The 13558-nt window shown below is 63.8% G+C and carries 16 protein-coding genes and 1 tRNA gene; 8 read left to right on the top strand and 9 right to left on the bottom strand.

What is annotated here, in order from left to right:
- Positions 1–388: 388 nt before the first annotated feature.
- Positions 389–1177, top strand: a complete 789-nt coding sequence (locus tag GSQ95_RS03445) for an exodeoxyribonuclease III (RefSeq protein ID WP_158896517.1) — start codon at positions 389–391, stop codon at positions 1175–1177.
- Positions 1178–1181: 4 nt separating this feature from the next.
- On the opposite strand, the gene GSQ95_RS03440 is transcribed toward GSQ95_RS03445, so the two are convergent.
- Complete coding sequence (locus GSQ95_RS03440; RefSeq protein ID WP_158896516.1) at positions 1182–1574, bottom strand: hypothetical protein; 393 nt, start codon at positions 1572–1574, stop codon at positions 1182–1184.
- Positions 1575–1798: 224 nt separating this feature from the next.
- On the opposite strand from GSQ95_RS03440, the gene GSQ95_RS03435 reads away from it, so the two are divergent.
- From GSQ95_RS03435 to GSQ95_RS03420, 4 genes are all read left to right on the top strand, one after another.
- On the top strand, positions 1799–2644 hold the full coding sequence (locus GSQ95_RS03435) for a sigma-54 dependent transcriptional regulator (protein WP_158896515.1): 846 nt from the start codon (positions 1799–1801) through the stop codon (positions 2642–2644).
- Positions 2645–2846: 202 nt separating this feature from the next.
- Positions 2847–3782 carry a dTDP-4-dehydrorhamnose reductase gene (gene rfbD, locus GSQ95_RS03430; protein WP_372240109.1) on the top strand — a complete coding sequence of 312 codons (936 nt, stop codon included), beginning with the start codon at positions 2847–2849 and terminating at the stop codon, positions 3780–3782.
- Positions 3783–4220: 438 nt separating this feature from the next.
- Positions 4221–4457 (top strand): hypothetical protein, encoded by a 237-nt coding sequence (locus tag GSQ95_RS03425; protein WP_133859401.1) that lies wholly within the window; start codon positions 4221–4223, stop codon positions 4455–4457.
- Positions 4458–4570: 113 nt separating this feature from the next.
- Positions 4571–4777, top strand: a complete 207-nt coding sequence (locus GSQ95_RS03420; RefSeq protein ID WP_178083868.1) for a carbon storage regulator — start codon at positions 4571–4573, stop codon at positions 4775–4777.
- Between the two features lie 10 nt (positions 4778–4787).
- Here the strand turns inward: GSQ95_RS03420 and GSQ95_RS03415 are convergent, their stop codons facing one another.
- The 6 genes from GSQ95_RS03415 to dapA all read right to left on the bottom strand — a co-directional run bounded on the left by GSQ95_RS03415 (position 4788) and on the right by dapA (position 9419).
- A complete protein-coding gene (locus tag GSQ95_RS03415) occupies positions 4788–5258 on the bottom strand; it encodes a hypothetical protein (protein WP_158896513.1) in 471 nt (156 codons plus the stop codon).
- 346 nt (positions 5259–5604) lie between these two features.
- Positions 5605–5694: transfer RNA gene (locus GSQ95_RS03410), tRNA-Ser, on the bottom strand.
- 81 nt (positions 5695–5775) lie between these two features.
- The gene (gene purC / locus GSQ95_RS03405; RefSeq protein ID WP_133859403.1) at positions 5776–6486 is read right to left on the bottom strand and encodes a phosphoribosylaminoimidazolesuccinocarboxamide synthase; all 711 of its coding nucleotides are present in this window, start codon (positions 6484–6486) and stop codon (positions 5776–5778) included.
- A 158-nt stretch (positions 6487–6644) separates the two neighbouring features.
- Positions 6645–7403: an MBL fold metallo-hydrolase gene (locus GSQ95_RS03400; RefSeq protein WP_158896512.1), complete on the bottom strand. Its 759-nt coding sequence runs from the start codon at positions 7401–7403 to the stop codon at positions 6645–6647.
- Positions 7342–8526: an outer membrane protein assembly factor BamC gene (gene bamC / locus GSQ95_RS03395; RefSeq protein ID WP_158896511.1), complete on the bottom strand. Its 1185-nt coding sequence runs from the start codon at positions 8524–8526 to the stop codon at positions 7342–7344. The genes GSQ95_RS03400 and bamC overlap by 62 nt, the downstream gene beginning before the upstream one ends.
- Positions 8527–8540: 14 nt before the next feature.
- On the bottom strand, positions 8541–9419 hold the full coding sequence (gene dapA, locus GSQ95_RS03390; protein WP_017640330.1) for a 4-hydroxy-tetrahydrodipicolinate synthase: 879 nt from the start codon (positions 9417–9419) through the stop codon (positions 8541–8543).
- A 153-nt stretch (positions 9420–9572) separates the two neighbouring features.
- Here dapA and GSQ95_RS03385 point away from each other — a divergent pair, with 153 nt between their 5' ends.
- Positions 9573–10133: a glycine cleavage system protein R gene (locus tag GSQ95_RS03385; RefSeq protein ID WP_007162770.1), complete on the top strand. Its 561-nt coding sequence runs from the start codon at positions 9573–9575 to the stop codon at positions 10131–10133.
- 22 nt (positions 10134–10155) lie between these two features.
- The gene (locus GSQ95_RS03380; RefSeq protein ID WP_133859407.1) at positions 10156–10629 is read left to right on the top strand and encodes a peroxiredoxin; all 474 of its coding nucleotides are present in this window, start codon (positions 10156–10158) and stop codon (positions 10627–10629) included.
- Here GSQ95_RS03380 and GSQ95_RS03375 read toward each other — a convergent pair whose 3' ends face one another.
- Positions 10630–10884, bottom strand: coding sequence for a sulfurtransferase TusA family protein (locus GSQ95_RS03375; RefSeq protein ID WP_158896510.1), 255 nt, complete (start codon positions 10882–10884; stop codon positions 10630–10632). It lies immediately after the preceding gene.
- A gap of 96 nt (positions 10885–10980) precedes the next feature.
- Here GSQ95_RS03375 and GSQ95_RS03370 point away from each other — a divergent pair, with 96 nt between their 5' ends.
- Positions 10981–12420, top strand: a complete 1440-nt coding sequence (locus GSQ95_RS03370; RefSeq protein WP_158896509.1) for a M48 family metalloprotease — start codon at positions 10981–10983, stop codon at positions 12418–12420.
- On the opposite strand, the gene nadA is transcribed toward GSQ95_RS03370, so the two are convergent.
- Complete coding sequence (gene nadA / locus GSQ95_RS03365; RefSeq protein ID WP_158896537.1) at positions 12417–13475, bottom strand: quinolinate synthase NadA; 1059 nt, start codon at positions 13473–13475, stop codon at positions 12417–12419. The genes GSQ95_RS03370 and nadA overlap by 4 nt on opposite strands.
- Positions 13476–13558: the final 83 nt, after the last annotated feature.

The following is a 13558-nucleotide window of genomic DNA, read 5'->3' as shown; positions in this document are numbered from 1 at the left end:
GAGAGAAGAGTCGCGCAGTCATGGCTGACGCGACGTTGCCTCCAGGCACCCTAACCCATACAAGCCACATGCCAACTTCATAGCCCATAAGTATGGCCACTATTTAGACATCATTCAGTTGAAATATAAATTATTGATTTTTAAATATTTTATTTAATAATCGCTCATCGCCGCCGACAGATGAATCCTTTCACCTCAAGTTGTCGGGCCTTCAACTGCGATCCGCCGTCAAATTTATTTGTTCAACTATCGAACAACCGCCCAAAAGTTCCCGAAGGTGCCAAAAAAAGTAAGTCACAAAATAATGCGACGCAAATCACAAAATTCCAGAAGTGGAACTGCCTATAGATTGCTTGAGTCATGGCTATAACCTCTTCCGGAGCACTCCATGACCTCCCTTACCCTTGCGACCTATAACGTCAACGGCATTCGCGCCCGGCTGCCCGTCCTCCTGCAGTGGCTGGAGCGCGAGCAGCCCGACATCGTCTGCCTGCAGGAACTGAAGGCGAAGTCCGCCGACTTTCCCCAGGCGGAACTGGAAGGCGCGGGATACGGTGCGCTGTGGGACGGTCAGCCCTCTTGGAACGGGGTCGCCATCCTGGCGCGCGACGACCAGCCACTGGAGATTCGCCGGGGCTTGCCGGGAATGGCCGACGACCCACAACGCCGCTATCTGGAGGCGGCGGTAAAAGGCGTAGTGGTGGCCAGCCTCTATCTACCCAACGGCAATCCCTGGCCGAGCCCCAAGTTCGACTACAAGCTGACCTGGTTCGAGCGCTTCATCCAGCATGCCCAGGGGCTGAGCGAAAGCGGCCATCCCGTAGTGCTGGCGGGTGACTACAACGTGGTGCCGACCGATAGGGACATCTACGATCCCACGTCCTGGCGCAAGGACGCCCTGCTGCAACCCGAGAGTCGCGCCTGTTTCGCACGCCTGCTGGGTCAGGGATGGCTGGACGCCGTGCGGGCCAGCCATCCGGATGAGGCGATCTACACCTACTGGGACTACTTCCGCCAACGCTGGCAGCGCAATTCGGGTCTGCGCATCGACCATCTGTTGTTGAGTCCGACGCTGCAGGACGCCTTGCAGGAAGCCGGAGTGCATCGCTTGGTACGCGATCTGCAAAAGACCAGCGATCACGCCCCCACCTGGATCCGCTTCAAGGCACCTCGCTGAGCGCTCAGGCGTCGCGCAGCAGGTCGTTGGCGTTGAGCAGTGCGAAGAGCACTTCCGGACGCTGGTTGAGGCCGCGGCGCACGGCCGCCGGTATCGACTGATGGAGTTTGCGGCACAGGCCCGGTCGTGGCTGCAGCGCGATGAGCATGCCACGGGCGCTGCGCACCTCTCCGGGTCCCGGCTCGATGTCCAGGCGGATACCGAGCTGCTCCTGCAAGCGCTGCTGCAGGCGTTGCAGCTCGGCAGCGCTGGCGACGTTTTCCAGACGCTCCAGCAACCGCTGCTCTTCCTGGCGATTGAGCAGGAGCGCCCGCGCATCAGCGGCGGGATCCGCCAGCACGGCTTCACGCTCGCAGGTGCAGACGCCAGCGGGACAGGGCGCACGCAGGGAAGGCATTTGAATTCGATTCCTCTTCTTCAGGGCGAAAGCGATCTTTTGGCCGCTCCACACTGGCGATAGTGGCAGCTGTACCCAGCTTTTGGGCAGACCCGCTGACCAACGCGCTGATTCTTGGGCTTATCGCCGACGGACAAAATTACCCTCCAACGATAACCAAACGTGATAGATGCATAGCGAAAGCTTATTTTTTGGCATAACCGGTCTGAGGATAGGATGGTGCTTTGACTGCCTATGACTTCGCCATGCCCACGCTCTCACCCGACCTTCTTATCGTTCCTGCAGATCAGCAAAGCGCCCTGACCATCCGCGCCAAGGCACTGGCCTTCGCCGATCCGCGCTCCCGAGAACTGCTCGAACACCTGGATGAGCGGGCGCCGCAGCCCAATCCCGTGGTGCTGGTGGGCGAATGGGGCACCGGACGTGAGCTGCTGGCACGTCGGCTCCACGAGCGCAGCGGCAGGACCGGGCTGTTCAGCAGCCTGAATTGCGCCGCGCTCAGTCGTCGCCATGGGGCTGCCGAACTGTTCGGCTATGTTCCCCGGGCCTATGCCGGCACCTCTGGCAGCCGCGTGGGCTGGTTCGGCACCGCCCACGGAGGCAGCCTCTATCTCGACGAGATCGCCGACCTGCCTGGCGAATTGCAGGAGGAGCTGGTGCAGGTGCTGCTGGATGGCAGCATCCTGCGTCTGGGCAGTAGCGTGCGCACGCCCGTGGATGTCCGCCTGATCGCCGGTTCCAGCGTGGACCTGAAACGGGCGGTCGAGGCTGGCAACTTCTCTGCGCGTCTCTGGGCGCTCCTTGCGCCGGGTCTGGTGCCCGTGCCGCCGCTGCGCGAGCGCCCGGCCGACCTGCTGCCCCTGGCCCGGCATTTCATCCAGCAGCATGCCGACCGCCTCGATCGTAGGGCGCCTGAGCTGACCACCGAGGACGAAACGGCGCTTCTCGCCTATCCCTGGCCAGGAAACGTCCGCGAACTTGAACAGGTTCTCCATACCGCCTTGCTGACTGCCTCGACGTCAGGGCTCCAGCTTGGCAAGCTGCTGCCCTGGTCTTCCAAGACGCGCTGAACTCCGCCGACAGACGGCAGTCCTAGCCGCGTATACCACTTTGCTCGAGTCCTACCATGACCGCTCTATCCAATCAGTCGATGCCCACTCCGCCATAGCCAGCGGCTGCCACCTTTCTTCGTAAAGGTGACCGGAAACCTCGATTTGTCGCCTCGTGCGGCAGGTTTCGGTTCGCGCAGGAAAAGCCCGCGGCTTTTCGGCAATCGACTACTTTGGATTACGCCTTCAGCAGAAGGCGTTCAGGCATGGTTTCATGAATATTGTGATCACTGGCCGCTCCGGCCAGGTTTCGCGCGCCTTACAGCGCGAGTTCGGTAGCACCCATCAATTGACCGTGCTCGGTCAGGCGGATCTGGACCTCGCCCAGACCGGACGACTGCGGGCAGCTTTCGACCGTCTGGAACCCGACCTCATCCTCAACGCCGCCGCCTATACCGCCGTGGATCAGGCTGAGGAGGACAGCGAGCGCGCCGAGGCCATCAACGCCCGGGCACCGCAGATCCTGGCCGAGCTGGCGCGCGAACGGGATATTCCCTTCGTACACTACTCGTCCGATTACGTCTTCGACGGCAGCCGTCGCCAACCCTACACCGAGACCTGCAGCCCGGCGCCCCTGAGCGTCTATGGCCGCTCCAAGCTGGCCGGTGAAGAGGCGGTGCTGGCCGCCGGAGGCCGCGCGCTGGTGCTGCGCACCTCCTGGGTCTACTCCCATGACGGCCAGTGCTTTTTCAATACCATGCGCCAGCTACTGGCCGAGCGCGACGAACTCCATGTCGTCGAGGATCAGCTCGGCGCCCCCACGTGGGCTCCAACGATCGCCACGGCCACGCGCCAGTTGGTCGAACGGCTGCTCGAGCAGGGTGACGTCGACGGCCTCTATCACCTGACCAATGCGGGCCAGACCTCGTGGTACGGCTTCGCCGCCGCCATCGCCGAGCGTTTGAAACAACGCGGCGAGCTGCGCGCCCGGCTCTATCCCACCACCACCGAACACTACCCTACTCCGGCGACGCGACCGCTCTATTCTTGCCTGGACTGCCGCAAGGTCGAGGCGGTGCTGCCGACCACCTTGCCGCACTGGCAGGCCGACTTCGACCGCTGCTGGGCGTTGTTCGAGCGCGACAGATCGCTGAACTGAGCAGGCAGGACCCCGGCGGATCTGTCCGCCGGGTCACCCCAGATCGAAGCTCAGGAGGGGTGACTTCCCTCACTGTGGCCCCCGCTCACCACTTTCGCGAGCGGGCTCAGCCACGTCGTCGCCTGTCCCTTCCCGGATTGTCCTGGCAGATCGTGGGAATGATCCCGTCGTCGTTCAGGATGGTCTCCAGGCTGATCACGTCGGATACGAAGGCAACCGGGCCTGGCTGCGGCAGTTGTCGGCCACCGGACGATCCATCCTGAGACCAAAAGGCGCCCCCACCGCGTCCGCCGACCACCCAGAACTCCAGCCACTACCTCTTGTCCGTTCAGCGGAAAAAAAAGCTGATCGCGCTATCGATCCCATCCAGACTGTTCATCAGCGGTCGATAAGATCCATGGCGATACTCTCCAACAAGAACAGCAGCCGGAGCCTCCCATGCCAGAAGAATACGAAAGCGATATCCGTCCCTATTCGAGATCGGCGCGGAAATCCGATTTCAATGAAATGGCCGCCGCTGTGGCCGCCGCGATCTCCGTCTGGGCCCTGGCCACCCTGATTGCCGTCATCGCGGGCTATCACGGCAGCGGGGCGACCAATACCATCAACCTGCTGGTGATGGTCTCGGGAGGCCTGGGATTCGTGGGACGCCGCTGGCAACTGGGACGTCGATAGCGGGTTAGGACCTGCGCCAAGCCCCTGGAGCAGCACCCAAAATCTGCCTACTGATTCTCACAAAGGGCGGAACTGTTTATCATCGGCGCCCTGAAATCATGGCAGGGATGCTCATGTCCTATCTGGTCTTGACCCGTCGCACCGACGAAATCATCAATCTATCCCTAAAGCCGGGAGCCGATGAAGAACAGCTGCTGGATCTGCTGTTCAACGGCGGCATCAACATCCGCATCCTCAAGGTGCAGGGCGACCGCGTGCAGGTAGGGGTCCAGGCGCCTGCCGACATCAGCATCATGCGTCAGGAGTTGCTGCCCTTCTAACCGCCAGGCGCTACCTGGACCAAGGCGAGTGGCGATTGCGTACGTACTCGAAGCGCCCCTCCAGTCCCCGCCATTCCACACCCTGCCAGAGCTCGGGAGCCAGCGTCCCTTCGGCCTGCAGATCCGCACGATAGTGGGGGAAGAACGGCTGGCCATTGCGCAGCACGATCACGTTATGGCGCTCCTCGATCTGGGCGATGAGGTCCAGAACGGCTTCGGACGAGCGTCCGCCGCTCAGGCAATAGCAGCTGCCATATTGGTGCAGCATGCTTTCGAAGCGGTAACGATAGAGGGTGCAGCGATCGGTTTCGAGGTGAACGCTCTGCCCCTTGGCATCCTGCAGGGCATGGTGGACGCAATGGTCGCAGTCCTCGAACTCCTGACGCGACTCCACCCATTCACCAAGAAACTGCTTCTTCCACCGCCATACCAGCAGCCCACGATCTTCAGGCCGGGAATACACGCTGACCTTGTAGAACATCGCTCGACTCCTCTTATTGTTATGCGCCGAAGCCACCGTCCAATGGCTGCCACTTGCCGCTCGGCCATCGGAGATCGCACGCTCTGTGGCGTGCCTTTCCAGCATCGCTCCATTTGCCCGAAGCGTCCAGCCATTCCCGGGCGCCGATCACTACCGCTCGACGGTATGCAGCGGCCATGGGTTAGCTACCGGACCAACCTGGGCTTCGTCCAACTTCGATACCAGATGCCGGCAGCCCTGCTCTGCAAAAAATCCGAGTCAGACCGGGGCAAACTACCCATCCAGAGCCGAACACCGGCCAATAAAAAACCCCGAGGTGCCTGGCACGCTCGGGGTTTTTCGGATTTGGCGGAGAGATAGGGATTTGAACCCTAGGAGCCATTGCTGACTCAACGGATTTCGAATCCGTCCCGTTCGACCACTCCGGCATCTCTCCAACGCGGCGCATGATACCAGCCATGCGCGCAAAAGCGAACAAGCAATTGCAAAAAAAAGCTCTGGTATCAGCGGCTTGCGTTTAGAGCGGGACGCCCAGGCGCCGGGCGACCTCTTCGTAGGCCTCGATCACGCCGCCCAGACCCTGGCGGAAGCGATCCTTGTCCATCTTCTTGCGGGTTTCCTTGTCCCACAGGCGGCTGCCGTCCGGGCTGAATTCGTCGCCCAGCACGACCTTGCCGTGGAACAGACCGAATTCCAGCTTGAAGTCCACCAGCAGCAGGCCGGCGTCGTCGAACAGCTGCTTGAGGATGTCGTTGATGCGGAAGGTCAGCGCCTTCATCTCGGCCAGCTGGTCGAGGGTGGCCCAGCCAAAGGCCTGAACGTGGCTTTCGTTGACCATGGGATCGTGCAGCGCATCGTTCTTCAGGAAGAGTTCGAAGGTCGGCGGCGTCAGCTCCAGACCCTCCTCCACGCCCAGGCGGCGCACCAGGCTGCCGGCGGCGAAGTTGCGCACCACGCACTCCACCGGAATCATCTCGAGCTTCTTGACCAGGCATTCGTTGTCGCCCAGCAGTTGCTCGAACTGGGTAGGGATACCGGCGGCTTCGAGCTTCTGCATGACGAAGGCATTGAACTTGTTGTTCACCATGCCCTTGCGCTCGAGTTGCTCGATGCGCTCGCCATCGAAGGCAGAGGTGTCGTTGCGGAACAACAGGACCAGGCGATCGGGATCGTCGGTGGTGAATACCGACTTGGCCTTGCCACGGTAGAGTTCTGCGCGTTTTTCCATCTTGGACTCCGGTTCGAATGGCTTGCAGGCTGTGGACGAACGCAGGTGAGACGACCGGTTCGGAACGAGTACAGCCGGGAAGCGCAGTTTACATAGGATCGTGGATCTTTTGGCCGTGCAGCAACGCCCGACCGCCAAAGAAAAACCTGGTCAGCGCTTCAGGCGATGGCCTGCCACTCCAGCCCCTGCTGCTGATCGGCGATCTGCAGCCAGTCCGCATCGCAGCCCAGCACATTGGTGAAACAGGCGCGGGCGAGCCAGGGGTTGTTGTTCTTCTCGCTCAGGTGGGCGAGCACCAGATGCTGCAGGCCCGGACAGGCCAGCTCCATCACCAGGTCGGCCGATTGCCGGTTGTTGAGATGCCCGCGCACCCCGCCGACCCGCGCCTTGAGGTGATAGGGATAGGGCCCCGCAGCGAGCATGTTGCTGTCGTGGTTGGCTTCGATCACCAGGGCATCCAGGCCGCGGTAATGGGCCAGCACCCCTGGGGTCGCCTCGCCGAGATCGGTGAGCACGCCCAGGCGCTTGCGGCCGTCGTCGAAAACGAACTGGGTCGGCTCCAGGGCGTCGTGGGACACCTGCACCACCGTCACTTCCAGCGCATCCAGCACCAGCCGTTCGCCGTCCACCAGCAGTCCCTGGGCGGCCACCGGCTTGCGCAGGCCACGCCCGGTACCGGCGCTGTAATAGACCGGCACCCCGTGCTTGCGCGCCAGCAGCTCGACGCCCTGCACGTGATCGGAGTGTTCGTGGGTGACCAGGACAGCGTCCAGCTGGGCAGGTATCACACCCAGCCGGGCCAGGCGACGTTCGGCTTCCCGCAGGGAGAAGCCGCAGTCGATCAGCACATAGCTGTTATGGCTGTGCACCAGGGTCGAGTTGCCCCGACTGCCGCTGCCCAGGATTGCGAAGCGCATATTGCATGCTCGTCTGAAGCTTTTTCAGCACGCCTTCGGCGATGTCCTGGGGTGCTGCGGTGTTGATGGTCTTGTCCAGGGTGACCTGGACGGTGTTGCCCACCGAGGTGAGGCGCACCTGGAAGCGCCGGGCGCGGGCGTCTTCCTCTTCCTTGGTCTCGCCCTTGCCGAACAGGCGGCCGAAGAAGCCCGGCTTGCGCTCTTCGGGCTTCTGCGCGCCTTCGGCGATGTTCACGTAGTAGACGCCCAGGCTGCGATCCATGTCGTCGACGCGGATGTCGGCGCCTTCGATGGCGCGACCCACGCTGGACCAGGCGCGATTCAGATCGCTTTCCAGCACCAGCATGGGCACGCCGCTGCCGTCGACCTCGTAAGTCACGCGCTCCGGGGTGTCGTAGCCACCGGCGGCCAGCAGCGAGACCGAGCCACTGCCCTGCTCACTGCGGTCCAGGCCGGCCAGCACCTGATTCAGCAGGGCGTCATCGAGCGCCGAACTGTTCTGGCTGCTGGACCAGGACGGCTCGCTGGAGCTGCCCTGGCTGCGGGTCTGGGTCTGGATGAATATCTCGCTGCTGCCCGACTGCACGCCCGGCTCGATGCGCAGACGGGTGCGCAGCTCGTTGCCCGGCTGCAGGCGGCCGTTGGTACTCAGGCTGCGCGCCAGCGGCGTCGACAGCTCGGTGGGCGCCTGCCAGGCGGTGATGATCTCACCGGTCTGCGGACGCTCTTCGGCGATGCGGAAACCATTGTCGGTCAGGTATTGACGGGCCACCGGCCAGACATTGGCCGGGACCTTCTGGGCGGCCAGCCAGCGGGCATTGCCGCTGCGCTGCACGCTGAACTGTTCGTTGCCACTGCCCTGGACGGCCAGCGCCTGGGGTTTCGGCACTTCGAAGCCATAGGAGCGATTCTGGGTATCGGCCACATTGGCCGGGATCGGCAACAGCGGATCCATTGGCTTGGCCTGGACATCCGTCGGCACCTGCATGGGGCCGGTCTCGCGGGATTCGAGATAGTCATTGCCGCGATCGCGGAAATAGCCATGCTCGCCCCATACCCAGCTGCAGCCACTGGCGGTGGCCACGGCCAGACCCAGCGTCGTCAAACCCAGAACACGTTTCATCGACTGCTTCCTAATCACGCCAGCACTCCCGCCTGACGCAGGGCCTGACGTACCACTTCGTGGCAGCGCGAGCTGAGCCAGGTCAGCGGCAGACGGATACCGGCGTCGATCATGCCCATTTCATGCAGGGCCCACTTCACCGGGATCGGATTCGATTCGATGAACAGATTCTTGTGCAGCGGCATCAGCTTTTCGTTGAGCGCGCGTGCGGTGTCGGCATCGCCGCGCATGGCGGCGGCGCAGAGTTCGCTCATGGCGCGCGGCGCGACGTTGGCGGTCACCGAGATGTTGCCCTTGCCGCCCAGCAGCATGAGTTCGGCGGCGGTGGCGTCATCGCCCGAGTAGACCAGGAAGTCCTTGCTGACCCGGGAGAGAATGTCGCGTGCGCGCGCCAGGTCGCCGGTGGCTTCCTTGATGCCGATGATGTTCGGCACCTTGGCCAGCCGCTCGACGGTCTCGGCCAGCATGTCGCAGGCGGTGCGGCCGGGCACGTTGTAGAGGATCTGCGGAATGGCGACGGTTTCGGCGATCATGCGGAAGTGCTGATACAGCCCTTCCTGGGTCGGCTTGTTGTAATAGGGCACGACCAGCAGACAGGCGTCGGCGCCCGCGTCCTTGGCGGCGCGGGTCAGGTCGATGGCCTCCCGGGTGGAATTGCCACCGGTGCCGGCGATCACCGGGATGCGGCCCTTGACCTGCTCGACCACATGACGGATCACGGCCACGTGCTCGTCGACGTCGACCGTGGCGGATTCGCCCGAGGTGCCCACCGCGACGATGGCGTCGGTGCCTTCGGCGAGATGGAAGTCCACCAGCTTGGTCAGGTTGTCCCAGTCGATACGCCCCTGGGCGTCCATAGGGGTGACCAGCGCCACCATGCTCCCCGCAATCATGCAACCGCTCCTGCCGGAAAAAGAGAGCGGTAATGGTACTGACGCCTCTGCGCCAGCACAAGCAACGTGCCCCCAACGGGCATTCCCCCCGCGAGCGCTTTTCGCTACCCTTCCGCCTTTGCCAGTCTGTATCTTCCCCTGCCAGGAACCCTAATGTCCGCTACCCCCCCGATTCGCGAACAATTTCTCGTCATCAGTGCGCTGGGCGCCAATCCCATGGAGCTGACCAACGTGCTCTACCGCAGCTGCATGGACAACCGCTGTGCGGTAGTCAGCAGTCGGCTGAGCCGGCACGGGGAATACAGCGCGCTGATCCTGCAGGTCTCCGGCAACTGGGACGGCCTGGCGCGCCTCGAAGGCGGCCTCGCCGGCCTTGGCAAGCGCCACGGCTTCACCGTCGGCGTCACCCGCAGCGCCGCCCTGGAGAATCGTCCCCAGGCGCTGCCGTACGTCGTCTATGTCAGCGCCGCCTACCGCCCGGACATCCTCAACGAACTCTGCCAGTTCTTCGCCGACCACAAGATCGAAGTGGAGAATCTGGTCTGCGATTCCTACCAGGCGCCCCAGACCGGCGGCACCATGCTCAACGCCACCATCACCGTGACCCTGCCCGCCGGCACCCAGATCAGCTGGCTGCGCGATCAGTTCCTGGATTTCGCCGACGCCCTCAATCTGGATGCCCTGATCGAGCCCTGGCGGCCGCAGAGCAACTGACCGAACCCGCAAGGAGCTGCCCATGAGCGTGACCCTCGACCAACCGCTTCCGGATTTTCAGGCCCAGGCCACCAGCGGCCTCGAGGTCTCGCCCGCCAGCCTGCGCGGTCGCCAGGCGGTGCTGTACTTCTATCCCAAGGACAACACCCCCGGCTGCACCACCCAGGGCCAGGGCTTTCGCGATCTGCACGAGCAGTTCCAGGCGGCCGATACCCTGATCCTGGGCGTCAGCCGTGACAGCCTGCGCACCCACGAGAATTTCCGCACCAAGCAGGGCTTTCCCTTCGAGCTGATCAGCGACAAGGACGAGACCCTCTGTCAGCTGTTCGACGTGATGCGGCAGAAGAAGCTCTATGGCAAGGACTACATCGGCGTGGATCGCAGTACCTTCCTCATCGATCGGGAAGGCGTGGTACGCCAGATCTGGCGCGGCGTGAAGGTCCCCGGGCATGTCGCCGAGGTGCTGGCCGCCGCCCAGGCACTCAACCAGGCCTGATCAGGTCTTGCGCAGCCAGTAGCGAAAGGTCTCCCCCGCCACCTCTTCGCCCACCAGGGCATGGCCCGACAGCTTGGCGAAGGTGCGGAAGTCGCGTTGCGAACCGGCATCGGTCGCCACCACGGCCAGTACCTCGCCGGAAGCCAGCCGATTGAGTTCCAGCTTGGCCTTGAGCAGCGGCATGGGGCAACTCAGGCCGCTGGCGTCCAGCTGGGCGGTCACGGCGCCGGTGTAGGGTTGGCTCAGATCGGCCATGGGATTCTCCATTGGGGGCTGCGTCAGTGCCCGGGGTTGCTAGGCACCCAGACGACGGGCCGCTAAAGTAGCGCTTTTGCGGCCACGAGTCTTGCCATGAACGTCCTGCGCCCCGCCCTGCTGTCCCTGGCGCTGCTCGCCGCGCCCTTGCTGGCGCAGGGGGCGAACGATCTGCCGTCGCTGGGCGATGCCAGCTCTTCGATCGTCTCGCCCGAGCAGGAGTTTCAGATGGGCCGCGCCTGGCTGAGCATGCTTCGCGGCCAGGTCCCGACCATCAACGATCCGCAGCTCAAGCAATTCGTCGAACAGACCGTCTACAAGCTGGCCGAGACCAGCGACCTGCAGGACCACCGCCTGGTCTTCATCCTGATCAAGGACCCCGAGATCAACGCCTTCGCCGCGCCCGGTGGGGTGATCGGGGTGAATGGTGGGCTGTTCCTCAAATCGGAAACCGAAGCCGAGTACGCGGCGGTCGTGGCCCATGAGCTGGGTCACCTGATCCAGCGCCACTTCGCCCGCGGGGTGGAAAACCAGCAACGCATGCAGCTGCCGCTGATGGCGGCCCTGCTCGCCGGAATCGTTGCGGCCGCGGCCGGCGGTGGCGACGTGGGAATCGCCGCCATCGCCTCGACCCAGGCGGCGGCGATCCAGAGCCAGTTGCGCTTTTCCCGCCTCAACGAGCAGGAGGCCGACCGCGTCGGCATCGTCAATCTTGAGCTCGCCGGCTACGATCCGCGCGCCATGCCGGAGATGTTCGGTCGGCTCGCCCGCCAGTATCGCTATGACCGTACCCCACCGGAGTTTTTGCTGACCCACCCGGTCACCGACAGCCGGATCGCCGATACCCAGGCGCGCGCCGAGCGCTTTCCCAAGGGCGGCGTCGAGGACAGCAAGCGCTTCCAGCTGATGAAGGTGCGCACCCAGATGTACTTCGAGGAGACCTCCGGCCTGCTGGTGAAGCGCTATCGCGCCCAGCTGCAGGAGGCGCCAGACAACGATCCGGTGCGCTATGGCCTGGCCATGGGACTGACCAAGCAGGGCCAGCTCAACGAGGCGCGCGACACCCTCGCGCCGCTGCTGCGCAAGGCCCCGGACGACATCAGCTACAACCTCGCCCAGGTCGATCTGGACATTACCGCCAATCGCCTGCCTGACGCCCAGAAACGCGTGCAGCGGCTGATGGACCTCTATCCGGACGATCTGGCCGTGAGTCTGGCCCAGGTGGACATGCTCGGCCGCACCAAGCAGGCCAAGGCCGCCAGCCAGTTGCTCGACAAACTGATCAAGCAGCGGCCGATCGATCCGGACCTGTGGAATCAGGCGGCGGATGTTCGCGGCCAGGCCGGGGATCTGGTCGGGGTGCACCAGGCACGCGCCGAGTACTTCGCCCTGACCGGTGACTACAACCAGGCGATCCAGCAACTGGGCTTCGCCAAGCAGCGCGCCGCCAGCAACTATCAGCTGGCCGCGCGGATCGACGCCCGCCAGCAGGAAATGATCGCCCAGCGCAAGCTGAGCGAAGAGATCCTGCGCTAGGCGTTACCCTTGGTCTGCAGCTGCAGCGCCTGGGTGAAGTCGAGCATGCGCTTGAGCGGCTTGACCGCCCGGGGGATGAGCGCCGGATCGACCAGCACCTCGCCGGAGCCATCGAGCAGGCAGTTGAGGGTGCGCTCCAGGGTGTTCATCGCCATCCAGGGACAGTGGGCGCAGCTGCGACAGGCGGCGCCGTTGCCGGCGGTGGGCGCCTCGATGAAGGTCTTGTCCGGGCAGGCCTGCTGCATCTTGTAGAAGATGCCGCGATCGGTGGCGACGATGAACTGGCGATTGGGCAGCGTCTGGGCCGCCTTGATCATCTGGCTGGTGGAGCCGACATGGTCGGCCAGCTCGATCACCGCCTCGGGCGACTCCGGATGCACCAGGATGGCCGCCTCCGGATAGAGCCGCTTGAGGTCTTCCAGCTGGCTGGCCTTGAACTCCTCGTGGACGATGCAGGAGCCTTCCCACAGCAGCATGTCGGCACCGGTCTCGCGCTGGATATAGCGACCCAGGTGGCGATCGGGGGCCCAGAGGATGGTCTCGTCGTTGTCCATCAGGTGCTCGACGATGTCCAGCGCGCAGCCGGACGTCACCACCCAGTCCGCGCGGGCCTTAACCGCAGCCGAGGTGTTGGCGTAGACCACCACGGTGCGCTCGGGATGCTGGTCGCAGAAGGCGGAGAATTCCTCCACGGGGCAACCCAGGTCCAGGGAGCAGGTGGCCTCCAGGGTCGGCATCAGCACGCGCTTTTCCGGATTGAGGATCTTGGCCGTCTCGCCCATGAACTTGACCCCGGCCACCACCACGGTGGACGCCGGATGGCGATTGCCGAAGCGGGCCATCTCCAGGGAATCGGCGACGCAACCGCCGGTCTCCTCGGCCAGCGCCTGGATCAGCGGATCGGTGTAGTAGTGGGCGAGCAGAACCGCGTTCTGCGCCTTGAGCTCGCGGGCGATAGCGGTCTTGTAGGCCGCGATCTCGTCCGGCCCGAGCGCCTTGGGCTGCTTGGCGGCCAGATGGGCCTGGACCAGGAGACGTTCGGAAATCTGCACCATGGCGGGTACCTGAAAACGGGGGTCGTCAAGGCCGCGCATCATAGCAGCATCCTCGCCGACTCCCTATGGGCGCTAGCGGCAGC

The sequence above is a fragment of the Pseudomonas sp. BAV 4579 genome (assembly GCF_009765395.1).
In the GTDB taxonomy this organism is placed as follows: Bacteria; Pseudomonadota; Gammaproteobacteria; order Pseudomonadales; family Pseudomonadaceae; genus Chryseomonas; species Chryseomonas aestiva.
Note: the sequence above shows the minus strand (reverse complement) of the source record. Positions and strands in the feature narration are given on the sequence as shown.

Bases quoted from the DNA above. Each gene is read 5' to 3' on its own strand.
- GSQ95_RS03370 (WP_158896509.1), top strand. From the start codon at position 10,981: ATGAACGTCCTGCGCCCCGCCCTGCTGTCCCTGGCGCTGCTCGCCGCG.
- GSQ95_RS03400 (WP_158896512.1), bottom strand. From the start codon at position 7,403: ATGCGCTTCGCAATCCTGGGCAGCGGCAGTCGGGGCAACTCGACCCTG.
- GSQ95_RS03440 (WP_158896516.1), bottom strand. From the start codon at position 1,574: ATGCCTTCCCTGCGTGCGCCCTGTCCCGCTGGCGTCTGCACCTGCGAG.
- GSQ95_RS03415 (WP_158896513.1), bottom strand. From the start codon at position 5,258: ATGTTCTACAAGGTCAGCGTGTATTCCCGGCCTGAAGATCGTGGGCTG.
- GSQ95_RS03375 (WP_158896510.1), bottom strand. From the start codon at position 10,884: ATGGCCGATCTGAGCCAACCCTACACCGGCGCCGTGACCGCCCAGCTG.
- GSQ95_RS03445 (WP_158896517.1), top strand. From the start codon at position 389: ATGACCTCCCTTACCCTTGCGACCTATAACGTCAACGGCATTCGCGCC.
- dapA (WP_017640330.1), bottom strand. From the start codon at position 9,419: ATGATTGCGGGGAGCATGGTGGCGCTGGTCACCCCTATGGACGCCCAG.
- GSQ95_RS03380 (WP_133859407.1), top strand. From the start codon at position 10,156: ATGAGCGTGACCCTCGACCAACCGCTTCCGGATTTTCAGGCCCAGGCC.
- purC (WP_133859403.1), bottom strand. From the start codon at position 6,486: ATGGAAAAACGCGCAGAACTCTACCGTGGCAAGGCCAAGTCGGTATTC.
- nadA (WP_158896537.1), bottom strand. From the start codon at position 13,475: ATGGTGCAGATTTCCGAACGTCTCCTGGTCCAGGCCCATCTGGCCGCC.
- bamC (WP_158896511.1), bottom strand. From the start codon at position 8,526: ATGAAACGTGTTCTGGGTTTGACGACGCTGGGTCTGGCCGTGGCCACC.
- GSQ95_RS03385 (WP_007162770.1), top strand. From the start codon at position 9,573: ATGTCCGCTACCCCCCCGATTCGCGAACAATTTCTCGTCATCAGTGCG.
- GSQ95_RS03420 (WP_178083868.1), top strand. From the start codon at position 4,571: ATGTCCTATCTGGTCTTGACCCGTCGCACCGACGAAATCATCAATCTA.
- GSQ95_RS03425 (WP_133859401.1), top strand. From the start codon at position 4,221: ATGCCAGAAGAATACGAAAGCGATATCCGTCCCTATTCGAGATCGGCG.